Raw genomic sequence first — 23,481 nt, forward strand, 5'->3', positions numbered from 1 at the left:
TAAATGATCAGCGACCAAGAAATCTTTGACGCCCATCGTGGCGGCAAGCTGACTGTTGCATCGGCTCGCCCACTCGAAACCACCCATGATCTCTCCATTGCGTACACCCCAGGTGTCGCTCGGGTCTGCGAAGCGATCCACGAAGATCCAGCCCTAGCTCGCGAATACACCTGGACGGCGAACACTGTCGCTGTCATTTCCGACGGCACTGCCGTGCTCGGACTTGGAGATATCGGTCCACAAGCGGCCCTCCCTGTTATGGAGGGCAAGGCCCAGCTGTTTCAGCGCTTCGCGGGTCTCAACGCCGTGCCGATTGTGTTGGATACTTTGGACGTCGACGAGCTTTTTGACACCATCGTCCGCCTCGCACCTTCTTTCGGGGCAATCAACCTCGAGGATATTTCTGCCCCGCGCTGCTTCGAACTCGAACGTCGTTTGATCAAGGCCTTGGATATTCCAATCATGCATGATGACCAGCACGGCACCGCTGTAGTCATCACAGCTGGATTGCGCAACGCCGCTGAACTACTAGGACGCAAACTGCCTGACCTCAAGGTCGTCATCACCGGCGCGGGTGCCGCAGGCGTTGCGACGGCGAAAATGCTGATCGCGGCCGGTGTGAAAAATATCGTGATGGTTGATTCCCGTGGCATCATCCACCCCGACCGCACCCCGCTCAATTCTGTGAAGCAGGAGCTCGCGCGGATTACCAACTCGGAACGACTATCCGGCGGCATTGAATCTGCATTGATGGGAGCCGACGTTTTCATCGGACTCTCGCGCGGACATGTCAGCGAAGAGCAGCTCCAACTCATGTCCACAGATCCGATCCTGTTCTCGCTTGCCAATCCCACCCCGGAGATTGCCCCGGAGCTTGCACGCAAATACGGGGCGGTGGTTGCTACTGGGCGCTCCGACCTCCCCAATCAGATCAACAATGTGCTGGCGTTCCCAGGCATTTTCCGGGGCGCACTGGATGCAGGTGCCACCGAAATCTCTCAGACAATGAAGCTGGCGGCCTCTCGAGCAATTGCCCAAGTAGCACACGAGGAGCTCGACCGCGATCATATCGTGCCTTCTCCACTCGATCCTCGAGTCGAGCCGGCGGTTGCTGCCGCGGTGAAGGCTGCCGCACTGGCGCAGCGTGCCTAAAGCGCACCTGGGCTCCCTTGGTTCCCCAGCAAACGGAGGAAAAGCGCTCGATTTAAGGCAAACCAATGCATTTAGCAACCAAGGCGCCAAGTATTAGCGAGCCAAGCCATATGCGACGGGAGTGCGCATACAGAAAATGGCCCCGGGCCAAATGAGTATTGGCACCGCTAACGGGTGCCGGGATTGTCATGCGCCTCGCCGTGAACGACAACTCTCACACGAATAAAGAGCGCAAGGAATACTCCCTGCGCTCTTTGCAATGGCGTCGAAAAGCTTAGTGAGTGCTAATCAGGTCAATGACGAAGACCAAGGTACGACCGGACAAAGGGTGTCCGCCGCCGGCCGGGCCGTAAGCAGCCTCTGGCGGGATAGTGAGCTGGCGACGACCACCAACCTTCATACCTGGGATGCCTTCCTGCCAGCCCGCGATGAGGCCTGCGAGAGGAAAGTCAATGGTCTGGCCACGGTCCCAAGAAGAGTCGAACTGTTCTCCGGTTTCGAAGTCTACGCCAACGTAGTGAACCTCAACCATGCCGCCAGCCTGTGCTTCTGGGCCGTCACCGACGATGAGGTCTTCGATAACCAGGTCTTCTGGTACTGGGCCGGTCTGTGGGGCGATTACTGGCTTTTCCATCTAGCTAGTCTCCTTGGGTTGACGAAAAATCTCTAGGTTCAACTCGGTAGCGGAGTTGGTTTGAAGCCGTTGCCGAGCGAACTTCACCCGCTGCTAAAAACCAATGAGCCAAACCTTTCCCACGAGCTTACGGCAATTGTGGGGAGGTTTGGCTCAAGGAGGGCTAAAACTAAGGCTATTTATCGCTTGTCGCGTGGGATGTACTCACGCAGAGTTTCGCCGGTGTAAATCTGGCGTGGGCGGTAAATCTTGCCATTAGGCTGGGAAACCTGCTCGACATACTGCGCGATCCAGCCTGGGAGACGACCCATAGCGAACAGAACCGTGAAGAAGTCGGTTGGGAAGCCCATAGCGCGGTAGATCAAACCGGTGTAGAAGTCTACGTTCGGGTACAGCTTGCGGCTGATGAAGTAGTCGTCTGCCAGTGCGATCTGCTCCAGGTTCATGGCCAACTCGAGAAGCTCATCGTTACCGTTCTGGGAAAGCAGCTCATGTGCGGTTTCCTTGATGATGGCGGCACGAGGATCGTAGTTGCGGTAGACGCGGTGTCCGAAGCCCATGAGCTTGACACCCTTTTCCTTGTTCTTCACGCGGTTCATGAAGTCGGTTGCGTCGCCGCCGTTGGCCTTGATCTCATCCAGCATCTCCAGCACGGCCTGGTTTGCGCCACCATGTAGTGGGCCGGAGAGCGCATTGATGCCAGCTGCTACGGAAACAAACATGTTGGCCTGTGCAGACGCCACCATGCGGACAGTAGAAGTAGAGCAGTTCTGCTCGTGATCAGCATGGAGGATGAGGAGCTGATCCAGAGCCTTCACATGAAGCGGGTCTACCTCATAAGGCTCGGTTGGGAAGCCGAACATCATACGCAGGAAGTTTTCGCGCGCATTCAAGGAGTTGTCTGGGTACATGTAAGGCTCACCATGGCGAGCACGGTGTGCATATGCAGCAAGCATTGGCACCTTAGCCATGAGGCGAATGGTGGCCTTATGCAGGTGGTCCGGGTTCAGCGGATCCAGAGTGTCCTGGTAGTAAGTGGAAAGAATGTTAAGCGAGGAGGCGAGCACTGCCATTGGGTGTGCGTCGCGAGGGAACACGCTGAACTGTGCCTTGAAGTCTTCATCCAAGAGGGTATGGTGGCGAATCTCATCATTGAACTTGGACAGTTCTTCCTGCGCAGGCAGTTCACCGTTGATCAGCAGGTAAGAAACCTCATTGAAGGTTGCATGAGCCGCGAGATCCTCGATGGCGTAGCCACGGTAACGCAGGATGCCCTGTTCGCCGTCGATATAAGTAATCTTGGATTCGGTCGAACCAGTGCTCACGTAGCCTGGATCAAAGGTGACTAGGCCAGTTTCGGCAAGCATCTTGCCAAGAACGACGCCGTCATTACCTTCAGAGGCCTTGACGATGTCCATTTCGTACTCGCCACCTGGGTAGTGGAGTACGGCCTTGTCGTTGTTATCAGAAGCCACAGTTTCCCTTTCAATCATTTACAGGTCAGGTTCCCTGCTGGGTTTCAAGCCTGCTCTAAGCGGGTAATGCTATTGAATTTTTGCCGCATGTGTCAGGCGTTTAAGCTATCCAACAAGCTGCTCGTATAAAGCAGCCACCGGATCACCGAGCATTTGAGCCACATCATATTGTACCTAAGGCACACCTACTCAATATGAGTAATTCTTTCACAACTTTCTTGAGAAGAGTTTCACTCACGTTGCAGCGGCAGCTTTTAGCATGAAGCATCCCTTGCTCCTTGAACCGTCGTCGCCATGGTTAGACTCTTCCCCACTGCGACGAAAGCTCACGGACCAACAGTGATCACCCAGTGGCCCGTGGGATGACACACATCATAGCAAAAATTGTGATGTCGCCAACACTTTTTCAGATTTTCCCACCCGATACCCCTTTACGGGCTTAACAATGCAGGTCAGTTAATTCGCAACGTTAACTACTTTGCCAATTCCTCTGCAATAAAACTCAATTCTGCAATAGTTGCAATACCTCACCCCCGTTCGTTTATTCGCCTGATTCATGCCGGGGATAGGGGCTAAAATACTTACATTCCGTACGCCCCAAAACGACGAGAAGGTTGCCCCAGATGTCTGAACAGTTCCCCGCCTTGCCCGCAGATCTCCTTCCAGCTGACGGCCGTTTTGGCTGCGGCCCTTCCAAGGTCCGCCCATCTCAGATCGAGGCAATAGTGGCGGGCAGCACCAGCATCATCGGCACTTCTCACCGTCAACCAGCGGTGAAAGATGTCGTAGGGTCACTTCGCGAGGGTCTGAGCAGCCTCTTCCAATTGCCCGAGGGCTACGAAATTATCCTTTCCCTCGGCGGTGCGACCGCATTTTGGGACGCAGCAACATTTGGCCTAATCGAGCAGAAGTCCGGGCACCTCTCTTTCGGAGAGTTCTCCTCCAAATTCGCCAAGGCATCACAACAGGCACCGTGGCTTGACACCCCGGTAGTCATAGAGTCGGAACCAGGTGAAGCTCCCGCTCCGCAAGCTATGGAGGGCGTAGACCTTATCGGCTGGGCCCACAACGAGACGTCGACAGGCGCAATGGTGCCGGTCACGCGCCCAGCAGGCACCGATGCCCTCATCGCTATCGACGCCACCTCCGGTGCTGGCGGGCTTCCCGTAGACATGTCACAGGCAGATGTGTACTACTTCTCCCCACAGAAGTGCTTCGCCTCTGATGGCGGCCTCTGGTTTGCTGCGATGTCCCCAGCTGCCCTCGAACGCATCGAAAAGATCAACTCTTCTGATCGCTTCATCCCTGCTTTCCTAAACCTCCAGACCGCCGTGGACAACTCCCGCAAAAACCAGACCTACAACACCCCAGCAGTGGGCACCCTGCTGATGATGGATGACCAGGTCAAATGGATGAATGAAAACGGTGGCCTCGACGGGATGGTGCAGCGCACTACGGAATCCTCGAACATTCTTTACAGCTGGGCTGAGGCCCGCGATGGCGCAACCCCTTACGTCAAGGACGCCGCTACGCGTTCCCTAGTTGTCGGTACGATTGACTTCGATGACAACATCGATGCCGCAAAGATTGCCAAGGTACTGCGCGCCAACGGCATCGTGGACATCGAGCCTTACCGAAAGCTCGGACGGAATCAGCTCCGGATTGGCATGTTCCCCGCAATCGATTCAGCAGACGTCGCAAAGCTGACAAAAGCCATCGACTGGGCGATCGACGGCGGCCTCGCCACCGCGTAACACACCCCACCAAATGCGCAGCAACTCCCACGTTGTTGCGCATTTTTGGTCTAAAGTGGTGAAAGACACGTCCATTCACGAAGGAGAATCCCGTGCGCGAACTCAAGTTGGTTGTCGAAGAATCCACCGCATCGTCGTTGGTATTTCGCGCCGACGGCGAGGACTTCTTCGTCGAAGTAACTCAAGACTTGCAGTCGCTTATCAGCGGCGAACAACCTGCACCAGTCCTGGAAGCCACCACTGAAGAAATTGTACCGGCGGAACCAGAAACCGTAGCCGAACCCGTAGCCGCAGCTCAACCGGCCCGCGAGGTTCGCGAGATCGATCCCCGCCTGTCCGCCCCACTTAAGATGCGTCCCCGCGATATCCAGGAAAGGATCCGCGCTGGTGCGAGCATCGCCGAGGTAGCTGCAGAAAACGATGTCACCGAAGCCCGCATCGAGGCCTTCGCACACCCTGTCCTGCAGGAACGCGCCCGAGTTGCCGATATGGCCAAGCGCTCCCACCCTGTCCGGGAAGATGGCCCTGCAAAACTGACCTTGTGGGAAGTACTCGCCACCGCTTTCGCAGCTCGCGGTAATGACCTCACGGCATCCACGTGGGACGCTTATAAAGATCCAGCTGGGCAATGGGTTGTGCGCGTCTCCTGGCAAACCGGACTTTCCGATAACGTCGCGGAATGGTCTTATCACAGCCACGGTATGAGCAACGCGACGGCTGTAGCCCGCAATGCGGTTGCCGCCGATCTGACAGACCCTGACTTCGGTCAACCTGCCGTACGTACTTTGTCTGCTGTACAGCGTTCGCAAGAACCGGCTGAGGTCGAAGAGGTCCAAGAAGCTGAGGACGAGTTCCTCCAGCATCCTGACGCTACGGAGCAGCCACAGAAACGGCGTCGCAAAGCTGTGACCCCGCATTGGGAAGATGTCCTCCTCGGAGTGCGCACTAACACCAAAAGGCCAAGGAGCTAGGGACAATGCAACCGCACGATGCTGTAGTAACGCTGTGGTTTGTGAATGCTGATGACCCTGCTGCAGTACTCAGCGCCTCCCCCAAGGCGGATCGCGGATTCGGCCGTAAGTACCTCGCGTTGATGGACCCATCGTGGCCGATCAGTGTCTTTGGAGAGTTTCCGCTGAACCGGTCCGTCCCTGTTTCTAAAGGCGAGTTTTATATCGCCGGCTATCCCGGCATCACCGTGGTTCAAACCCTCGTACAAGACATGACCGTGCTATCAGAGCTCGATCCTAAATTGCTGGATTCGATCGCCGCGCGCAATGTGTTTGCATTTGCTGAAAACACCGACACGGGTTTCGGCGGGCTCGCCCACTGGCAGGAAGGCAAGATCCGTCGCAGCTTCTGTGCCCGCAGAGACCGCGTTTACGAAGACATTGGTCTACCAGAGCCCTTCGAGAGCCCCTACTGGGCAGGTGAGCGCGGGGCCCCAGGTGCCGGCATCGACCTTCCATTTGATCCTATCGAATTGGTGCGGGAAGCCGACTCCCACTGGCTCGGCGTAGACATTTCCGCCGATGGCCCTGATCTTTTCGTGGTTGGCTACGCCATCGACGGACGCAAAGAGCCAAGGATTGAACCGCCACGTCCCCGCAAAGATGTGCGTTCCATTGTCTACGATGCATCGGCCAAGCTTGGACTCGGCCCCCAGCATTCCGAATACGATGACTACGAGGAATTTCCTTCTAGTTCGCCCGGGATGGATGCCGGAATGCAAGCCCGCAAAGTTGCGGACGCAGTGCTAAAGTTCTCCACTCGCGCAGCCAAGAATGCTGGCCGCAGCCTAGCTAGCCTGCGGGAAATGCTTCGACACACAGACCGCGATTAGCCCAACCCGAGATCGGGTTATCAGGGCTCTTGGTGTGTGCGCTGACGCTCATAGAAGGCGATCGCCGCAGCAGTGGCCAGATTGAGAGAATCTGTGCCTGGCGCCATCGGGATTTTGGCTCGTACGTGAGTCGCACGCATCGCATGCTCGGTAAGTCCCGGACCTTCAGCGCCGATGAGCAGCGCGACTTTGTCAGGATTGCCCGCTAGGGCTTCCTTCAGCATGGTGTCCGTGTTAGGGGTGAGCGACACCAGATGCCATCCGTCTTCCGCGAGCTGAGACAGGCTGCGCTGCCAGTTGCGCGGAGTGCCATCCAGATACGCAAACGGCAATCGGAGAACATGCCCCATGGATACCCGCACAGCTCTCCGATAGAGGGGATCCGCGCAGGCGGCGCCAAATAGTACGGCATCTACTTCCATACCCGCTGCGTTCCGAAAGAGCGAACCGATATTTTCGTGATCGCCGACGCCTTCCAGGATGGCGATGGTCTTCGCGCCATCCAGAGCCTCCTGCACGCTCGCGGGTTCCACGCGTTCTGCGGCAGCTAGGAGACCACGGTGCATATCAAACCCAGCCACTTGCTTGAGTGTTTCCCGAGAGATCACGTAAATGGGGATCTCCGCCACGAGTTCTGCTACGCCTTCTTCTTCGAGAAAGCTCCGGATCTTCGCATCAAAACCGACGATTGTCTTTACTGGGTAACGCGACTCCAGTAAACGCCTTACAATGAGCGGCCCTTCCGCGATAACCAACCCCTTGCCCCCTTGGTCTGAGTTCTTGAGATCCCGAACAGGGTCTAGTCGTGGATCGGTGGGGTCATCAATCTGGATGAAGTTAGTCATAGCAGGCTCATTCTAAATGCTAGGTGTGTTGCTAGGGAATCCGGAGCTCCGGGAAAGCCACAGCCGCCGCACCCAGTTTAAGTAGGTGAGACGACTGAGCGAGGCGGCTGTGCGAGGTGGCTAAGAGGGGCGTTGCTTAGCTAAAGAAGGACATGACAGGGTCAATGGCGAAGTACACCAAGAACAATGCCGAAATGAGCCACAGTAGCCAGTGGACTTGTTTGCCCTTACCTGAGGCGAGCGCCATCAGCACGTAGGCAATAAATCCAACGCCGATGCCGTTGGCAATGGAGTAAGTAAAGGGCATAACAACGATGGTCAGGAACGCCGGGAGCGCGATATCAAAGCGATTGAAGTCAATCTCGCGAATCTGTCCCATCATGAGTGCACCGACGATGACCAGCACTGGCGCAGCCGCTTCGATCGGGACAACGGAGTACAGCGGAGTTAGGAACATCGCGAGCAAGAAGAGGATACCGGTCACAACATTGGCCAGGCCGGTGCGGGCGCCGTCGGCAATGCCAGCCGCAGAATCTACGTAAACCGTGTTGGAGGAAGCGGACATTCCACCACCGATGATCGCGCCACAGCCTTCCACAATCAACGCCTGCTTCATATCAGGCAGATTGCCATGTTCATCGGTGAGACCGGCCTGCTTACCTAGCGCGGTCATGGTGCCCATGGCATCGAAGAAGTTGGCCAAAACCAGTGTAAAGACCAGCAATGTAGCCGCCAGGACACCGACGCGAGTGAAGGCCCCCACGAGGTCCACAGCACCCACGATGGACAAGTCTGGCATCCCGCCGAGAGAAGAAGGCCACTTTGGTACAGCTAGGTTCCAACCGGTTGGCACTGGCTTCCCGTCGACGAAGGACGGGCCAGCCCCGGTGAGAGCCTCAACGACCATGGCGATCAGCGTGGTGAGAACAATGCCGATAAATAGTCCGCCACGAACATTTCGGGCGACCATGATGCCACAGATAATCAAACCGATGACGAACACGAAGGTTGGCCACGAAGCGATTGAACCGTTAATTCCCAGGCCAACCGGAACCGTCGTACCCGCCGCATCTGGGATGCGGCGTACGAAGCCAGAATCAACCAAGCCAATCATTGCGATGAACAAGCCGATACCCACGCCCATGGCTGCTTTGAGAGCATCAGGGATAGCATTGAACACGGCGATACGGAATCCGGAAATGGCCAACAAAACGATGATGATGCCGTCGATCACCACCAGCCCCATGGCCTCTTCCCAGGTCAATCCTTCACCGGCCACCATGGTTACCGCTACCAATGTGTTGATTCCCAAGCCAGTGGCAATACCAAAGGGATAGCGCGCAACGAGCCCGAAAAGAAGCGTCATCACACCTGCGGCCAGTGCTGTGGCAGCCGCGACCTGAGGAATCCCCAGCGCATGGCCGGTGTGGTCCTCAATAGTGCCGATGATCAGCGGATTAAGGATGATGATGTAAGCCATCGCGAAGAACGTGACTACGCCTGCACGCACCTCAGTGCCCAGCGTGGAGCCACGCTCCGTGATGGAAAAGAATCTGTCTAACGCGCTCTTAGGCGCAGTGGCGGTTGCCGTCATAAGAACTCCAAGTTTGCTTCGCACCGCAATTGTTGATTGGTGCCCGTTACACAATCGCACCTAGAGCAGGGCTTTAGCAACCGCGGCGGTACAATTAACAAAACTATTCGCAGATGGGACGCACCCGATAGTGACCAAAATCCTCATCATTGATAACCATGATTCCTTCACTCATATCCTCGCTGATTTGGTTTTTCGAGCCGTCGGTATCCAGCCCGAGGTAGTTCGCAACAACCAGCCACGCCCGGAAGCCGACCTCGTCATCATCTCCCCCGGCCCGGGCCACCCTGCTGAGGCTGCCGATATTGGCTCCTCACGTACCGTCCTTGCCGAGGACACTCCCGTCATCGGCATCTGCCTAGGGCATCAGGCCATTGCTCTGGCGGCGGGGTGCACAGTCGATCGTGCGCAGCATCCCAAGCACGGCCTTAGCAGCGAGATCACCCACGACGGCAGCGGGTTCTTCGCTGGGCTTCCTTCACCACTGCAGGTGATTCGTTACCACTCCCTCGATGTCCGCGAAACCGAAGCCAGCCGGATCGAGGTTCTCGCGCGCGCCGAAGATGGCACCATCATGGCGCTCCGCCGCACCGACAAACCACAGTGGGGTCTGCAGTTCCATCCCGAATCCATCGGCACCGAGCATGGGGTACAGCTGATGCGCCAGCTTATCGACGCCACCGGTGTTATCCCCACCTGGCGACGACGCCGCTGTGCGGTAGTTGATCCTGCGGCCCTGGTGGCAGCTATGCGCCGGGAGCATCCAGTTGTGTGCTGGCTCGACTCCTCCGACGGCTCCGGCATGCATCTTATCGGCGCTGGTTCAGAGTTGGTTTCCCCGCACCAGATCCCTGTCGGAATCCTGAGTAGCGATTCTGATCCCGCCCCGGTCACTTTCGTACCCGGCGCGATGGGAGTGCTCCCTTATGAAGCCACTGCGGGTATCGACGGCGGCGAATTCGTTTCCGGCAGCTTGCTCGTTCCCAAAATGGTGTACCAACTCATTGACGATGCTGCCTGGCTAATCTCTCAGGATGATTCTGCGCTACCGGAGCTAACATCAGCGCCCAGCCCGGCGCGGATTGCGGCACAGGTCGAAATGCGTCACAGTCGAGCGGACTATCGGCGCTTGATAGCTCAGTGCCAAGAAGCTATCGCAGCCGGCGACTCCTATGAGTTGTGTCTGACTACCAGTGCGCGGGCCTCCTACGAGGTTGACCCTTTAGCCCTTTATTTGAGGCTTCGTGAAGTAGCGCCCGCCCCGATGGCGGGCCTGTTTCTGGGCGAAGTTTCAGTCCTGTCTTCCTCCCCGGAGCGCTTCCTTTCGATCCGCAACGGCACCATCACCGCCAACCCGATTAAAGGCACTCGTCGGCGTGGTGCTTCTGCAGCCGAAGACACCGCTCTGGTCAATGATCTCAAGGCTAGCGTGAAGGATCGTGCCGAGAACCTCATGATCGTGGACTTACTCCGCAATGATCTATCCCGCAGCTGCGCCCCGGGCAGCATCCACGTGGCCGAGCTCTGCCAGGTGTATACCTTTTCGCAGGCTCATCAACTCGTCTCTACGATCGTCGGCCAGCTTGAGGCTGACCCGCTTAACGCTATGCGAGCGGCCTTTCCTGGCGGGTCGATGACTGGTGCACCAAAACAGCGCTCCATGGACATCTTGGCGGAACTCGAGGAGCAACCCCGTGGCTATTATTCGGGCTGCATGGGGTATATTTCCGCCTCCGGTGAAGCAGACTGGGCTATATTGATCCGCACCGTAGTGCAACATGGCAGCCAGCTCAGTTATGGGGCAGGTGGCGCTATTACTGCGCTGAGCGATCCTGATGAGGAATACGACGAAGTGTTAGTGAAGATGCAACCCTTCCGCCTGTTGTTGGAGTCTTGATGCGCGTCACCAGTTTCCGTATGATTTCTGGCCACGTGCGCGGCCTCTCCTACCACTTCGAACGTCTAGGGCTTGATGAAGAACACGTGGAACAGGTCCGACGCCAACTACGCCAAGCAGGAGCAGCCGCATGCTTCCCTCTTGTCTCAGCTGCGGGGGATGTAACGCTGCGTCCCGATCGGCGGGTCCCGATGACTGTCACGATAGATCCCATACCGCATCTGGATGAACGCTCAGACCCTACTGTGAAAGGACCTGACTTGGATTGGCTCGCGCAATGCCAGCAGCTGAGCAAACGGCGGGGCTACGACGAAGGTCTCCTTGCAGATGCGCGTGGCACCATCGTAGAAGGAGTGTTTTCGGCGTTGCTGGTTTTCGAGGAGAACTCAGCGGTGTTCTCCTCGCATCCACGCGCATTGCCTTCGACGACGGCGCGGTTGGCGCAGGAGTTTTTCCGGGAATGTGGCATTCCCATGCAGCACCGGCTTTTGGAGCTAGCCGATCTGGAGAAGGGGTGCTGGCTGCTCAACGCGTTTTCGGGGGCTCGAACTACTCGCGGTCATGATCGGTTAGCCCAGGAGTTTAATTCCTGGGCTTGGCGCCACGCTGAACGTGTCTAGAACTGTTCGTCGTCGAACGCTTCGTGCTCCGTGGCAGCAAGGTTTTGGGCCGGAGGGGTCTCAGAGTGAGCGCCGCAACCATAAGCTGCATGCACTACATGTCCGTCAGCCGCGAACTCATTGAAACACACTCCGAAGAAGTTTCCGACATCTGCAGCGGCGACATAGAAGGCACAGGTCTCACACTTAAGCTGGGATTTCTCCGCACTTTCCGTTGTTGGCCCAAAGGCTTCGCGCCATCGTTCCAGGGCTCCCTGAAAGCCAACTGAAGTGAGTTTGTGTCCGCCTTCGAGCTCCGTCAGGCGTTCGTCGTCGACACGCGGCGGAATGTACAAACCGGGTTGGAGATCCCCCGGCTGCACGCGATCCTCATAGGGAACCCACTCCGGGGCGCGCAGAGCATCCCGGCCCGGCATGAGGGCGACCTCGTTAACTGTGACGAACCGAGAGCCCTCGGCGCATGCCAGCACCACGTTCCACTCCCAGCCACGGTAACCAGGCATCTGGGCTTCGAAATGATGCGTCACAGCGTTCTTGTTAAGGACCGAAATCCCCGAGTGCACACCACTGGCGTCTTCCCCCATATCCGCGAGTGCATGCCGGGCTAGCTTCACTGCACGGGCATCAAAGAGCGGTCCGTTTGATCGTTTGCTTGAAGTTCCCACTCCCCCATTATGTCCGATAGGGCAAAATTGATTTCTATGAGATACACATTCGGCGCGAAATTGCTCGGATTCATCGGGCTCAGTAGCCTCCTCCTGAGCTGTAGCAGCAGCCCTGAGGTGGCTATGCCGGAAGAGCTTCGAACCGAGATCCTCGCTACTCATCCCGGCAGCACAGCTGCTTTCACCCAAGGCCTGGAAGTAGACCGCGCAAATCCGAATCAGCTTTTGGTGGGAACCGGCTGGCATGGCGAGAGCCGGATTTACCGTCGCACCATCGACGGTGGAGAGCTCGCATCGAAGGACCTAAAACCCAGCGAATTCGGCGAGGGTATCACCCAATCCGGGGACCATATCTGGCAACTTACCTGGCAAAGTGGCGTCGCCTACAAGCGTGATGCCACCTCGCTCGAAGTAATCGACCAAGCCCCAATTAGTGGCGAGGGCTGGGGATTGTGCGCCATGGATGACCATCTCATTATGTCGAACGGTTCCGCAACGCTCCAGGTGCTGGATCCGGACAGCTTCGCGGTACAAGGAGAGATTCCAACTGGCATCGATAAGCTCAACGAGCTCGAGTGCGTAGACGGTCAAATCTATGCCAATCGTTTTCTCACATCAGAAATTGTCCGGCTGGACGCTGCCGGCAAGGTTACCGCGCGTATCGACGCCAGCAGCCTGCCGAACAACGCAGCACAAGACCCGAACAACGTACTAAACGGCATTGCCCACATCCCTGGCACTGACCGATTCTTAGTTACCGGGAAGCGCTGGCCCGATCTTTACGAAGTTCGGTTTGTGCCGGCTGATTAACTAGCATTGATGAGCATGGCTAACGTGCGCAAACGCAATTTGACTCAATTCCTCATTTTGATCATCGCGGTGGTCGCGGTCATCGCGGGCTCCATCGCCTTTCAAAATTGGTGGAATAGCCGGCCTGGCCCGGCCCCAGAAGCCGTAGCGATCAAGGCTAATGGGCAGGAAGTCCTCCCTTATACGGTGTGCGAACCGGGGGTCGAGTGCCCCGAGGGGAAGATTCCACAGATCAGCGTGCCTGCAGATGGCTCCCTGCGGATCGAAGTTCCCAAGGACATTTACGATCACGATTGGTCGGTGCTGAAGATTTACGATGATCCGGCTGCTAATGACCAGCACTATTTCAAAGCCAACGAGGCCAAGGACATGGAGATTCCCGGATCTCTAGACGGCGAACCTCGACCACGCTTGGTTGTGGTCGAGGTATCTACAGTTCTTATTGGACGCAACGCCGCTGGGGCGGAAACTCCCTACACAGTGGTGTGGTCCATCAACGCCAAGGAATCCTAAACGTCGAGTTCCTTCGCCACAGCGCGGAGGATTTCCGCCACCTGGCGTCCTTCCTTGCGATCCGGGTAACGCCCCGCTAACAGCGGGGATTGGACGGAATTTTCCAACAACGTGATCATGTCCGAGACCATTGAGTGCAGCTCGTCTGGCTTGTACTTGTGCTGCGGCTTCCGTGCTGGGGCATCATCAAGCACTTTGACGCGCAGCGCCTGAGGGCCGCGACGTCCAGCGGCGAAGTCGAATTCGATTCGTTGACCAGGATGTAATTCAGTCACGCCTTTGGGCAATACCTGTTTATTTACGTAGACGTCTTCATCACCTGGATTGGAGACGAAACCAAATCCGCGTTCAACATCGAACCACTTCACTTTGCCAATAGGCATGATCGATCCTTCCCTAAAGATTCTCGTTCGCGCTCGGGAGCCTCTGTGGGGTTCTCGTGCCATTACCCACCGCTGGTTCGGTAGCGCGCGATAAGGATAAAGCTTGAAGTATAGCCTAGTTGTAACCGCAGTTCGGACTACTAACCAACCCCCGCTAGCCGTCACCACACGAAACATCGTTAACACCTGTTCCACACAAACGCGAGCCGTGACACAGTTCACAAGAAAAATTCTTTCGAGGCGAGCTGGGGTTTTAGTCCAACATTGCCCAAAGAACTACAAATCCACCACCAAAACGTGACTCTTTCGTGACAAACCATTACTGTTAGATAACAAGCACGGCGCTCGTTACTATCTTTTCTTTCGCCTAACCTTGTCTGGGAAAAGATATTCGAGCATATGGTCAGTGCAAACTTGAACACCATCCGTACATAACTTCATTGCAGACAAGGGCGGGGAAACCACTTTCTGGGGTCTTCCCTTGGGGTGAAGCCACGTTCTGTGGCCAGGCACATATATCCTCCGCCTGAACCCGACAGCTAACCTCGCAGGCGTAAATGAGAGGAAAACTTTTAACATGGCACGTCACGCTGCTAAGACCGTATCCTTCAAGGCAAAGTTCGCTGCCTCCACCGTCGCTTTCGGCGCTGCAGCTACCCTGCTCGCCCCTACCGCCTCCGCTGCTACCGACTCCGACTGGGATCGTTTGGCAGGCTGCGAAGCCGGTGGCAACTGGAACATCAACACCGGCAATGGCTACCACGGCGGCCTGCAGTTCTCCCCATCCACCTGGAGCGCTAACGGCGGCCAGGAGTTTGCCCCTTACGCGTACCAGGCCACCCGCGAGCAGCAGATCGCCGTTGCCGAGCGCGTGCTTGCCAGCCAGGGTTGGGGCGCATGGCCAGCTTGTTCCGCCAGCCTCGGACTGAACTCCCCTGCCACCCCTCGCACCGCTGCAGCCACCCCAGCAGCAGTACCTTTCGATGCTCCAGCCGAGCAGGCCGCACCTGAGGCTCCTGCTGCCGCACAGACCGCTGCAGATGCCGCTTACGCACAGGTAGAGGCTCAGTTTGCAGCTCGCGGAATGGAAGTTCCAGCAACTGTCAAGGCTTACTTCGAAGCCAACAAGGGCAACATCAACTCTATTCTTGGCGCAGACATCAACCAGATCGCTACCAGCTCTTAATTTTGTAGCGCGCTGAGCTTTTCACGGCGCCTACCTGCTTGCCCGACTCGGCAAGCAGGTAGGCGCCGTTTGGCATTTCAATTGCCTTTTGCCTTGACTGGCAGCAATCAACCTACCCCCATTGCGGGCAAAATTCTCGACTCCCCCTGAACCCCAAAATTGGAACTCGCTCCGCTTTTCACCGGAACAGCATCGCCTTTTATACACCCAACCGCCCCCGAATTTCGGGATTCGCCATTAGCAAAACTCACATATCCTCACATCTTTACAATTTTGCGAAGACGAACATTTACACTCAACTACACCCCTGACCTCAATTTACCTGCAATTCACATGGCGTTTGTGTAGCGTCTCACATGATCTTCACAAAGGTGACAGACGCCGCATTTAGTACTTGAGGTGAATATGAAATCCGCAACACCAACTCCGGAAGAGTTTCTCGCGGTAAGCGAATCCGCCGAGTTCCACGAACTCCGCAGCACTTTCCGGAAGTTTGCCTTCCCCATCTCCGTCGCGTTTCTGGCGTGGTTCATGTTTTACATCATTACCGCGACTTTCGCGGTGGACTTTGTTTCCCAGAAGCTATATGGCGCCATCAACATCGGCATGGTCCTCGGCTTGGCCCAGTTTGCGACCGCAGCCCTAGTCACTTGGCTCTACGTCCGCTTCGCAGACAACAAGCTCGATCCAGCCACCGCTGCACTGCGCGAGCAGATGACCCGAACCTCTCCAGAAAGCAAGGTGTAGTAATGAACCAGATCTTGGCAGCTGGCGAGCAAGTCTCTACCGGCAATCCGATTCTCAACATTTCCATTTTCCTCCTGTTCATTGTCGCGACCATGACCATCGTTGTCCGTGCGACTCGCACCACCTCTCAGAAGGGCTCTGACTTTTACACCGGTGGCGCTTCCTTTTCTGGCTGGCAAAACGGACTCGCCATTTCTGGTGACTACCTCTCCGCCGCGGCCTTCCTCGGTGTCACCGGCGCAATCGCACTGAGTGGTTATGACGGCTTCCTGTATTCCGTGGCCTTCCTTATCGCGCTACTAGTCGCGATGGTGCTTGTTGCGGAGCCGCTGCGTAATACGGGCAAGTTCACCATGGCAGACGTGCTTTCTTTCCGCCTGAATCAGAAACCAGTTCGCATGGCCGCAGCTATTTCTACTCTCGCGATTTCCCTGTTTTACTTGATTGCTCAGATGGCTGGCGCCGGCGGACTCGTGGCTTTGCTGCTCGGCATCAGTGGCAAGGGTGCGCAGGCAATCGTCGTCGGTATCGTTGGTATTCTCATGATCGTCTACGTCCTCGTCGGTGGCATGAAGGGCACCACGTATGTCCAGATGATCAAAGCTGTGCTGCTCGTCGGTGGCTCAATCGTCATCACCTTGCTCACTTTCGTTGCAGTCAAGGGCGGTTTCAATGCCGTGCTTGAAACTGCGGTTGCGAATCATCCTAAGGGTGATGCCATCCTTAACCCGGGTCTCAAATATGGCAAGAACACCCTCACCAAGCTGGACTTTATCTCCTTGGGCATGGCATTAGTGTTCGGTACCTCTGGCCTGCCGCACGTCCTGATGCGCTTCTACACCGTCCCTACTGCTAAAGAAGCCCGCCGCTCCATCGTCTGGACGACCGGCATCGTCGCGGTCTTCTTCCTGATGACGGTAGTGATGGGTTATGGTGCAGCCGCTCTCGTCGGCGCTGACCAGATCGCTAATGCTCCCGGTGGCGCGAACTCTGCAGTCCTGCTGCTGTCATCCAAGGTCGGCGGCACCATCTTCATGGCTTGTATCTCTGCTGTAGCCTTCGCGACGATCCTCGCTGTGGTCGCTGGCCTCGCCATTACAGCCTCTGCCTCCGTAGCACACGATATCTACAACTCAGTCCTTCGTGACGGCAAAGCAACAGAAGAAGAGCAGGTACGTGTTTCCCGTATCACCGTGATTGTCATCGGTGTATTGGCTATCGTCATGGGCATCGGAGCCATGGGGCAGAACATTGCCTTCTTGGTCGCGCTAGCTTTCGGTATTGCTGCCGCAGCTAATCTGCCAACAATTTTGTACTCCCTGTACTGGAAGAAGTTCAACACCACCGGCGCACTCTTCTCCATCTATGGTGGCTTGCTGACGTCGATCATCCTGATCATCTTCTCCCCGGCCGTCTCCGGTGCACCGACAGCGATGATCCCGGGGGCAGACTTCGCATGGTTCCCGCTCACCAACCCATCGATCATCGCGATCCCCACGGGCTTCCTACTCGGTATCATCGGCACCCTGATCGGCAAGCCAGACAACTTCCCGCTCAAGCGGGCAGAAATGGAAGTACGCTCTCTCACCGGTGTTGGCGTGGAAAAGGCAGTTCAGCACTAAGCAATCCCCCGCATCTCCCTAGGAAACCCTAGGGAGATTTTTGCTGCTTAGCTTTTCGACGTCCATTGCGCGGCTCGTTCCCCAAGCGCAGTTACTCCGAGCAGCAGGAAGGGCCAGCAGCACCAACCTGCTGGCCCTTCCTTGGCAAAAAACTACTTGTTAATGCGGGTGTATGGGTGGACGTAGCCGATCTTCTCTGCCGGAAGCGGAAATGGCATGTCATCACCGTAAGGGCTGGATGCGCCAGCCAGACGAGAAACCAATTCCGTAACAGGGTGACCGCTGGTTTCCGGGAGATGCTCAGGCCAGCCCGGATCGACGTAGCTATTCTTCTCGATTTTTGACATGCACCTATTGTTTCAAAACTCGAGCTAAAAAGTCACTTCTCGGGACGTTAAACTTGAGCCATCATGAAAAAACCTTCTTCCTCGGGCGATACCATCCCCAGTTTCCGCGAGTGGCTTGCAAGCTTAAGCGACGAGCAACTGTCGGAATTGCTGTCGCTCCGACCGGACACTGTCCTACCATTACCGCCCGGAATCAGCTCTCTAGCTGCGCGGTTACAGTTGCGGGCGTCGATTAGCAGAGCCCTGCGTTCGCTCAATACCATCGACTTGCTGGCGTTGGAGGCGGCGGCTTCGATTGGCGGTGAGTTTACCCCTGTTACTGCCCCCGAAGTAGTGAGCTTGATCGAGGATCGCACTCAACAGCACGGGGATTCCTGCCCACCTGCCGCGGAAATTGCGGAGTCCCTGGATAGGCTCCGATCCTTCGGCCTCATTTTTGGCGCTGAACATTTCCTCGTGCTGCAAGAGGCGATGTCCGCACTTCCTACTGGCTGGCAGCTACTTCCTGATGCCGCAGCTACTCCAGCTGACCTTGCCGAGCAGTTGTCCAGTCTGTCTGCTCGATCCAAGAAGATCCTCGTCACCTTGGCACAATCCGGTGGCACTGGCGTCACTAAGGATGCCGCGGTGGACGCAGATCCGACTCGTCCGATCCCGCAGCTCATTGCCAAGGGGCTACTGCATCGCGTCGACGAAGGCACAGTTCAACTGCCCCAAGCTGTACACAATCAGTTGAGTGGCAGGCTTCGTCCACCGCTCAGCGTGCCTAGCGTCCGTTCACAAGGCCAAGTCTTACAAGATGAGGCGGACCAATCCGGTACTTCCGCCGGGCTTGAGGTTTGCCGCACTTTAAGATTGCTGCTCCAGGAGCTCGGTGCCGCGCCGGTGTCTACGCTCAAGGGTGGTGCGATCGGGGTGCGGATGACGTCTCGGCTAGCCAAAGCCCTGAGCATCAGTGAGGTCGAAGTTGCCCGTCTGATGTGCCTCGGAGTGTCCGCCGGGTTGATCTCCCGAGGGGTCCCGGAACCATTGCCCGATGATGACGATGGCGGAGATTACTACGCACCTACCCCCTTAGCTGACCAATGGCTCGGCAGCTCCCTAGCAGAGCAGCTGCACGGACTCCTTGCCGGCTGGCGCGATAGCGTGTGGGCACCTTGGCAGCTCGGTACGAGCCAAAATGGCGCAAAGGTCCACTTGTTGGCGAGCCATATGCGGGAAACTCACCTCCCCGAATGGCGCGAACTGCTCATCGATTCTCTCGGACAGCTGCCCTTGGGCGGATCCGTGCCGGGCATCCGCGAACTACTCAGCTTCCATCACCCGCTCGCTGCTGCCGCGATACCGGAACACACTGTGCAGGAGCTGCTCGATGAGGCCGTCTGGATCGGGGCGGTCTCCGGTGGTGTCCTCACTAGTGCCATCCGCTTAGGCACACTCACAGTTCCGCCACCGGTCGAACAACTGATTGTTCAGGCTGACATGACGATGCTCGCCCCCGGACCACTCACCCCGAAGGTACAACAATTCGTGGATGTGCTTGCGGAGCTGGAATCCTCTGGCCTGGCAAGCGTTTACCGCATCACCGAGAGCTCAGTACGCAGGGCCTTGGACAGCGGGCTGTCCGCTTCGGAGATCATGCACCAGTTGACCGAGCTTTCCCTTACGCCCTTGCCACAGTCGATTGGATACCTCGTCGATGATGTCGCCCGCAAGCACGGTAGCCTGCGTGGTGGACCAGCAATGAGTTACCTACGGTGCGATGACCCCGCACTAATAATTCAGGCTGTCGAGGCGGTCGGTGATCTCCTCGCTTTGCGAGCAATCGCGCCGACCGTGGCCATAGCCCAGGCCCCACTCATAACGGTTATTAAGGCTTTGCGAGCCAAGGGTTTTCAACCTACTGCTGAGGATGCCTTGGGCGCGAGCTTGAACCTCGCTCCCGTACCCGCGCGAGTCCCGCAACCTCCCGAAGCACAGCCTAAGGCCAGCCTCGATCACAGCCGTATTGAGGCGGCCGTGCACGCTATTCGTCGTGGTGAAACGGCACGCGACGCAGTAGCAACCGGCACCCGCGCTCCTGCTTCAGAGACGCTCAGTGTCTTGCAGGCTGCCGCTCGCGCAGGAAAAACGGTGACCCTCGGGTTCGTCGATAAGCAGGGCGTTGCTGTGCACCGAGTGGTGCGCCCAGTAACTGTCGCGGCCGGGCTTGTCGACGCGATCGATACCACCACCGGCAGCGTCTACCGCTTTCAGGTACATCGAATCACCGAGGTTTTAGTGCAATAATGGTGGTTTGACCTTTTCATGCGAGGAGAGCGCCTGTGAATTTTGATGGCCCGATGATTGTCCAATCAGATAAGACAATCTTGCTTGAGATTGACCACCCTAAGGCCGGCGAAGCTCGCATGGCGCTCGCTCCTTTCGCAGAACTAGAGCGAGCCCCAGAACACATCCACACGTATCGCATCACACCGCTGGCATTGTGGAACGCGCGCGCAGCAGGACACGACGCCGAGCAAGTGGTGGACATGCTGGAGCGGTATTCTCGTTTCCCTGTCCCCCAGCCGTTGTTGGTGGACATCGCAGAAACGATGTCACGTTATGGTCGTGTTCGGCTGCATAAACACCCTGCTCACGGATTGATCTTGGAATCTTCGGAGCCTCCGATTTTGGCGGAGCTGCAACGTCACAAGAAGATCAAACCAATGTTGGGGGCACAGCTGGATGCAGAAAGCATTGTGGTGCATCCTTCCGAGCGGGGTCGGCTCAAGCAGGAATTGCTGAAGGTTGGCTGGCCCGCTGAAGATCTTGCAGGATACGTCGATGGTGAGGCGCACCCGATTTCGCTGTCTACGAAGCACGAGGACTGGCAGCTGCGCGATTATCAGCAAATGGCGGCAGAGTCTTTCTGGGAGGGCGGCTCGGGAGTCGTCGTGCTGCCTTGTGGCGCTGGCAAGACCATGGTGGGAGCTGCTGCGATGTCAAAGGCACAAGCCACGACCTTGATTTTGGTCACCAATACCGTCGCCGGCCGACAGTGGCGGGATGAACTGCTTCGTCGCACTACTTTGACCGAGGAAGAAATCGGTGAGTACTCCGGCGAGAAGAAGGAGATCCGCCCAGTCACCATCGCGACCTATCAGGTTGTCACCCGCAAAACTAAGGGTGAGTTTCGTGCTTTGGAACTCTTCGATTCTCGCGATTGGGGGTTGATCATCTACGACGAAGTGCATCTTCTCCCCGCCCCAGTGTTCCGGATGACATCTGATCTGCAGTCACGTCGACGGCTCGGCCTCACGGCAACCTTGGTTCGTGAGGATGGCCGCGAGGGAGACGTGTTTTCCCTCATTGGGCCGAAGCGTTACGACGCCCCCTGGAAGGACTTGGAGTCCCAGGGCTTCATCGCGGCCGCCGAGTGCACCGAGGTGCGCGTGACTATGACCGAGGCGGAACGGATGACCTACGCGACTGCGGAGCCTGCGGAGCGTTACCGCCTCGCCTCAAACGCTGCCGGAAAGATGAGTGTAATCCGCAAGCTTCTCTCCCGCCATGCAGGCGCGCCGACTCTCATTATTGGTGCGTACGTTGACCAACTGGAGGAGGTAGGCGAGGCTTTAGGAGTTCCGGTGGTGGAAGGAAAGACTTCGAATGCACAACGCCAACGACTGTTTGATCAATTTCGCACCGGAGAGCTACAGACCCTTGTTGTCTCTAAAGTAGCCAACTTCTCTATCGACCTTCCGGAAGCTGCCGTTGCCATCCAGATTTCTGGTACTTTTGGTTCGCGGCAGGAGGAAGCCCAGCGTCTTGGCCGGCTGCTGCGTCCTAAAGCTGATGGAGGTCAGGCGCATTTCTACACTGTAGTGAGCAGGGATAGCTTGGATGCAGAATATGCCGCCCATCGCCAGCGCTTCCTCGCAGAGCAGGGCTACGCCTATCGAATTATTGATGCTGAAGACATCGACTCATAGAAAGAAACCAATGCGCACGTTTTCCTTCACTATTGACCCTGAACATAACAAGCAGAACAATGAGTTTTCCCGCGACGCCTTTCGGCTGCAAGTATCCTCCGGGGTATTCGGATTAGTGCTGTTACTTGTCGCGTTCTTCGTTTTTCGGCTTTCCGACGGCGCGACCTGGGGACTAGCTGTTTCCATTGGTCTGTTGGCCTTCGCCCTTTTCTGCTTCTTCCTCGTCCTTGTCTTGCCCAAACAGATGGGCACTGCCCAGGACATGTTTGACAAGTATGCACTCGTTCCTGCGATGATCGCTGAGGTAAACGCTAGAGACATGGTTTTGCTGGCGCTTGTCGACGCCAACGCCGGCGAAGCCTCAGAGCCGGTTCCAGCACTCGCGACGCGAACAATCAGCAATCTGCGAGGGCACGATAGAGTTGTCGGAGAACGCGTGCCTGCGGTGGCTGTGACCGGTCGCCGATCGGTTTCTTCCACGGATCGTTGGGATGAAATTTCGCCAATGCCAATCGCGTGGGGAACTCCTGACAATACCGTCATCAAAAAGGCGAAAAAGACGATCCCAGAAAATGAATGGAATCGCCTTATGAAGTACCTAGATCGTCTTGAGGAAGTAAAAGCAACCCCGTTGAACCTGCTAGTTTTGTAGCTGAAACTTCCGTACTTGCTTGTGCAAAATTCGGAAGAGCATGAAGATCGCTGCAGCCATAATGATATGCCCCAGCCCCGATACGCCCGCAAGGGCGGCGGGGTATTCTTGTCCATCCTTGAGGACTTGGAACACTCCTTTCACCACCATCATCGTGGTCATCCACACCAAACCTACGGTGTAGGTCCAAAAGAATGCGTTGAACAGTTTATGCTCGTCCAATTTAAACACGGCATTGAGAGCCATTTGGATGAGGAAGGAAAACATGCCTAGTACTAGTAAATGCGTGTGGAGTGTGGAGAGTTGCGTTTCTCCCATAAAGTCATTAGCTCGAGTGAATTCTCGATAGAAGACGCCGGCCACCAAACCAAGGATGGCAAAGGCTGCGGCTGCGGTATATAACTTCTGCATGATGCTAACTCTAGTGGCAATATCCAAGAATTCAGCGTTGGCACAGCACCTCAATTGTGGTGTTGTTTTTGTGGAGTATAGGAGAATCGAACTCCTGACCTCCTGCTTGCAAAGCAGGTGCTCTACCAATTGAGCTAATACCCCAAAACACACGAAAAACACGCCCCACACCCCACAACCGGGGCATGCGACGTGCTCAACGTGAACATATGTGATTTGTTTAAATTTTAAGGCCGGCGGTGACCTACTCTCCCACACCCTCCCAGGTGCAGTACCATCGGCGCAGAAGGGCTTAGCTTCCGGGTTCGGAATGGGACCGGGCGTTTCCCCAACGCTAACAACCACCGACACAATCAA

At 56.6% G+C, this 23,481-nt stretch carries 22 protein-coding genes, 1 tRNA gene, 1 rRNA gene and 1 riboswitch; of the genes, 14 read left to right on the forward strand and 10 right to left on the reverse strand.

All coding sequences use genetic code 11. The features are described from left to right. Nucleotides 1-3: 3 nt before the first annotated feature. Complete coding sequence (locus WG915_RS03280; protein ID WP_339563929.1) at nucleotides 4-1,152, forward strand: NAD(P)-dependent malic enzyme; 1,149 nt, start codon at nucleotides 4-6, stop codon at nucleotides 1,150-1,152. A 274-nt stretch (nucleotides 1,153-1,426) separates the two neighbouring features. Here WG915_RS03280 and fkpA read toward each other — a convergent pair whose 3' ends face one another. Together fkpA and WG915_RS03290 are read right to left on the reverse strand one after the other, a co-directional pair. Continuing rightward, a complete protein-coding gene (gene fkpA / locus WG915_RS03285) occupies nucleotides 1,427-1,786 on the reverse strand; it encodes an FKBP-type peptidyl-prolyl cis-trans isomerase FkpA (protein ID WP_339563930.1) in 360 nt (119 codons plus the stop codon). A 179-nt stretch (nucleotides 1,787-1,965) separates the two neighbouring features. After that, on the reverse strand, nucleotides 1,966-3,279 hold the full coding sequence (locus tag WG915_RS03290; RefSeq protein ID WP_339563931.1) for a citrate synthase: 1,314 nt from the start codon (nucleotides 3,277-3,279) through the stop codon (nucleotides 1,966-1,968). Between the two features lie 605 nt (nucleotides 3,280-3,884). Here WG915_RS03290 and serC point away from each other — a divergent pair. The 3 genes from serC (at nucleotide 3,885) to WG915_RS03305 (ending at nucleotide 6,858) form a co-directional block, all read left to right on the forward strand. Continuing rightward, nucleotides 3,885-5,015 carry a phosphoserine transaminase gene (gene serC, locus WG915_RS03295; RefSeq protein ID WP_339563932.1) on the forward strand — a complete coding sequence of 377 codons (1,131 nt, stop codon included), beginning with the start codon at nucleotides 3,885-3,887 and terminating at the stop codon, nucleotides 5,013-5,015. A 92-nt stretch (nucleotides 5,016-5,107) separates the two neighbouring features. Beyond that, nucleotides 5,108-5,986, forward strand: coding sequence for a septation protein SepH (gene sepH / locus WG915_RS03300; protein ID WP_339563933.1), 879 nt, complete (start codon nucleotides 5,108-5,110; stop codon nucleotides 5,984-5,986). A gap of 5 nt (nucleotides 5,987-5,991) precedes the next feature. Continuing rightward, complete coding sequence (locus WG915_RS03305) at nucleotides 5,992-6,858, forward strand: DUF6928 family protein (RefSeq protein WP_339563934.1); 867 nt, start codon at nucleotides 5,992-5,994, stop codon at nucleotides 6,856-6,858. A 20-nt stretch (nucleotides 6,859-6,878) separates the two neighbouring features. Here WG915_RS03305 and WG915_RS03310 read toward each other — a convergent pair whose 3' ends face one another. Together WG915_RS03310 and WG915_RS03315 are read right to left on the reverse strand one after the other, a co-directional pair. Next, the gene (locus tag WG915_RS03310; protein WP_339563935.1) at nucleotides 6,879-7,703 is read right to left on the reverse strand and encodes a TrmH family RNA methyltransferase; all 825 of its coding nucleotides are present in this window, start codon (nucleotides 7,701-7,703) and stop codon (nucleotides 6,879-6,881) included. Between the two features lie 136 nt (nucleotides 7,704-7,839). Next, nucleotides 7,840-9,297 carry an NCS2 family permease gene (locus WG915_RS03315; protein ID WP_339563936.1) on the reverse strand — a complete coding sequence of 486 codons (1,458 nt, stop codon included), beginning with the start codon at nucleotides 9,295-9,297 and terminating at the stop codon, nucleotides 7,840-7,842. Nucleotides 9,298-9,427: 130 nt separating this feature from the next. Here WG915_RS03315 and WG915_RS03320 point away from each other — a divergent pair, with 130 nt between their 5' ends. Together WG915_RS03320 and WG915_RS03325 are read left to right on the forward strand one after the other, a co-directional pair. Beyond that, complete coding sequence (locus tag WG915_RS03320) at nucleotides 9,428-11,194, forward strand: chorismate-binding protein (protein WP_339563937.1); 1,767 nt, start codon at nucleotides 9,428-9,430, stop codon at nucleotides 11,192-11,194. Continuing rightward, nucleotides 11,194-11,814, forward strand: coding sequence for an aminotransferase class IV (locus tag WG915_RS03325; protein ID WP_339563938.1), 621 nt, complete (start codon nucleotides 11,194-11,196; stop codon nucleotides 11,812-11,814). Before WG915_RS03320 ends, WG915_RS03325 begins: the two co-directional genes overlap by 1 nt. Here the strand turns inward: WG915_RS03325 and WG915_RS03330 are convergent. Continuing rightward, entirely contained in the window at nucleotides 11,811-12,398 is a 588-nt protein-coding gene (locus WG915_RS03330; RefSeq protein ID WP_445227774.1) for a DUF3027 domain-containing protein, read from the reverse strand. The two genes, WG915_RS03325 and WG915_RS03330, sit on opposite strands and share 4 nt — an antisense overlap. Before the next feature lie 117 nt (nucleotides 12,399-12,515). Between WG915_RS03330 and WG915_RS03335 the strand changes: the two genes are divergently transcribed. Next, on the forward strand, nucleotides 12,516-13,289 hold the full coding sequence (locus WG915_RS03335) for a glutaminyl-peptide cyclotransferase (protein ID WP_339563940.1): 774 nt from the start codon (nucleotides 12,516-12,518) through the stop codon (nucleotides 13,287-13,289). 9 nt (nucleotides 13,290-13,298) lie between these two features. Further along, on the forward strand, nucleotides 13,299-13,802 hold the full coding sequence (locus WG915_RS03340) for a DUF2771 domain-containing protein (protein ID WP_339563941.1): 504 nt from the start codon (nucleotides 13,299-13,301) through the stop codon (nucleotides 13,800-13,802). Here the strand turns inward: WG915_RS03340 and WG915_RS03345 are convergent. Beyond that, nucleotides 13,799-14,185, reverse strand: coding sequence for a cold-shock protein (locus WG915_RS03345; protein ID WP_339563942.1), 387 nt, complete (start codon nucleotides 14,183-14,185; stop codon nucleotides 13,799-13,801). The genes WG915_RS03340 and WG915_RS03345 overlap by 4 nt on opposite strands. A 418-nt stretch (nucleotides 14,186-14,603) precedes the next feature. Then, a riboswitch (cyclic di-AMP (ydaO/yuaA leader) is annotated at nucleotides 14,604-14,754 on the forward strand. Nucleotides 14,755-14,762: 8 nt separating this feature from the next. Here WG915_RS03345 and WG915_RS03350 point away from each other — a divergent pair. From WG915_RS03350 to WG915_RS03360, 3 genes are all read left to right on the forward strand, one after another. Beyond that, a complete protein-coding gene (locus WG915_RS03350) occupies nucleotides 14,763-15,371 on the forward strand; it encodes a transglycosylase family protein (protein ID WP_339563943.1) in 609 nt (202 codons plus the stop codon). Nucleotides 15,372-15,776: 405 nt separating this feature from the next. Further along, nucleotides 15,777-16,118, forward strand: a complete 342-nt coding sequence (locus WG915_RS03355) for a DUF485 domain-containing protein (protein ID WP_339563944.1) — start codon at nucleotides 15,777-15,779, stop codon at nucleotides 16,116-16,118. 2 nt (nucleotides 16,119-16,120) lie between these two features. Further along, the gene (locus WG915_RS03360) at nucleotides 16,121-17,740 is read left to right on the forward strand and encodes a solute symporter family protein (RefSeq protein ID WP_339563945.1); all 1,620 of its coding nucleotides are present in this window, start codon (nucleotides 16,121-16,123) and stop codon (nucleotides 17,738-17,740) included. A gap of 152 nt (nucleotides 17,741-17,892) precedes the next feature. Here the strand turns inward: WG915_RS03360 and WG915_RS03365 are convergent, their stop codons facing one another. Further along, nucleotides 17,893-18,087 carry a hypothetical protein gene (locus WG915_RS03365; protein ID WP_339563946.1) on the reverse strand — a complete coding sequence of 65 codons (195 nt, stop codon included), beginning with the start codon at nucleotides 18,085-18,087 and terminating at the stop codon, nucleotides 17,893-17,895. 63 nt (nucleotides 18,088-18,150) lie between these two features. Here WG915_RS03365 and WG915_RS03370 point away from each other — a divergent pair, with 63 nt between their 5' ends. From WG915_RS03370 to WG915_RS03380, 3 genes are read left to right on the forward strand one after another with little or no spacing between them, the layout of a single operon-like run. Then, entirely contained in the window at nucleotides 18,151-20,376 is a 2,226-nt protein-coding gene (locus WG915_RS03370) for a helicase-associated domain-containing protein (protein WP_339563947.1), read from the forward strand. A gap of 53 nt (nucleotides 20,377-20,429) precedes the next feature. Next, nucleotides 20,430-22,061, forward strand: coding sequence for a DNA repair helicase XPB (locus WG915_RS03375; RefSeq protein ID WP_445227775.1), 1,632 nt, complete (start codon nucleotides 20,430-20,432; stop codon nucleotides 22,059-22,061). Between the two features lie 10 nt (nucleotides 22,062-22,071). After that, complete coding sequence (locus tag WG915_RS03380) at nucleotides 22,072-22,713, forward strand: DUF3239 domain-containing protein (protein WP_339563949.1); 642 nt, start codon at nucleotides 22,072-22,074, stop codon at nucleotides 22,711-22,713. Here WG915_RS03380 and WG915_RS11585 read toward each other — a convergent pair. The 3 genes from WG915_RS11585 to rrf form a co-directional block, all read right to left on the reverse strand. After that, nucleotides 22,702-23,124, reverse strand: coding sequence for a DUF2871 domain-containing protein (locus tag WG915_RS11585; RefSeq protein WP_445227776.1), 423 nt, complete (start codon nucleotides 23,122-23,124; stop codon nucleotides 22,702-22,704). The two genes, WG915_RS03380 and WG915_RS11585, sit on opposite strands and share 12 nt — an antisense overlap. 71 nt (nucleotides 23,125-23,195) lie before the next feature. Further along, nucleotides 23,196-23,268, reverse strand: a tRNA-Ala gene (locus WG915_RS03385). Between the two features lie 87 nt (nucleotides 23,269-23,355). Next, nucleotides 23,356-23,473: ribosomal RNA gene (gene rrf, locus WG915_RS03390) — 5S ribosomal RNA — on the reverse strand. Between the last annotated feature and the right edge of the window lie 8 nt (nucleotides 23,474-23,481).

It is taken from the genome of Corynebacterium sp. H128 (assembly GCF_037482625.1).
Lineage (GTDB): Bacteria > Actinomycetota > Actinomycetes > Mycobacteriales > Mycobacteriaceae > Corynebacterium.

Coding starts and splice junctions, on each gene's coding strand:
- WG915_RS03280 (WP_339563929.1), top strand. CDS start 4: ATGATCAGCGACCAAGAAATCTTTGACGCCCATCGTGGCGGCAAGCTG.
- fkpA (WP_339563930.1), bottom strand. CDS start 1,786: ATGGAAAAGCCAGTAATCGCCCCACAGACCGGCCCAGTACCAGAAGAC.
- WG915_RS03290 (WP_339563931.1), bottom strand. CDS start 3,279: ATGATTGAAAGGGAAACTGTGGCTTCTGATAACAACGACAAGGCCGTA.
- serC (WP_339563932.1), top strand. CDS start 3,885: ATGTCTGAACAGTTCCCCGCCTTGCCCGCAGATCTCCTTCCAGCTGAC.
- WG915_RS03305 (WP_339563934.1), top strand. CDS start 5,992: ATGCAACCGCACGATGCTGTAGTAACGCTGTGGTTTGTGAATGCTGAT.
- WG915_RS03310 (WP_339563935.1), bottom strand. CDS start 7,703: ATGACTAACTTCATCCAGATTGATGACCCCACCGATCCACGACTAGAC.
- WG915_RS03315 (WP_339563936.1), bottom strand. CDS start 9,297: ATGACGGCAACCGCCACTGCGCCTAAGAGCGCGTTAGACAGATTCTTT.
- WG915_RS03325 (WP_339563938.1), top strand. CDS start 11,194: ATGCGCGTCACCAGTTTCCGTATGATTTCTGGCCACGTGCGCGGCCTC.
- WG915_RS03330 (WP_445227774.1), bottom strand. CDS start 12,398: ATGGGGGAAGACGCCAGTGGTGTGCACTCGGGGATTTCGGTCCTTAAC.
- WG915_RS03335 (WP_339563940.1), top strand. CDS start 12,516: ATGAGATACACATTCGGCGCGAAATTGCTCGGATTCATCGGGCTCAGT.
- WG915_RS03340 (WP_339563941.1), top strand. CDS start 13,299: ATGAGCATGGCTAACGTGCGCAAACGCAATTTGACTCAATTCCTCATT.
- WG915_RS03345 (WP_339563942.1), bottom strand. CDS start 14,185: ATGCCTATTGGCAAAGTGAAGTGGTTCGATGTTGAACGCGGATTTGGT.
- WG915_RS03350 (WP_339563943.1), top strand. CDS start 14,763: ATGGCACGTCACGCTGCTAAGACCGTATCCTTCAAGGCAAAGTTCGCT.
- WG915_RS03355 (WP_339563944.1), top strand. CDS start 15,777: ATGAAATCCGCAACACCAACTCCGGAAGAGTTTCTCGCGGTAAGCGAA.
- WG915_RS03360 (WP_339563945.1), top strand. CDS start 16,121: ATGAACCAGATCTTGGCAGCTGGCGAGCAAGTCTCTACCGGCAATCCG.
- WG915_RS03365 (WP_339563946.1), bottom strand. CDS start 18,087: ATGTCAAAAATCGAGAAGAATAGCTACGTCGATCCGGGCTGGCCTGAG.
- WG915_RS03370 (WP_339563947.1), top strand. CDS start 18,151: ATGAAAAAACCTTCTTCCTCGGGCGATACCATCCCCAGTTTCCGCGAG.
- WG915_RS03375 (WP_445227775.1), top strand. CDS start 20,430: ATGATTGTCCAATCAGATAAGACAATCTTGCTTGAGATTGACCACCCT.
- WG915_RS03380 (WP_339563949.1), top strand. CDS start 22,072: ATGCGCACGTTTTCCTTCACTATTGACCCTGAACATAACAAGCAGAAC.
- WG915_RS11585 (WP_445227776.1), bottom strand. CDS start 23,124: ATGCAGAAGTTATATACCGCAGCCGCAGCCTTTGCCATCCTTGGTTTG.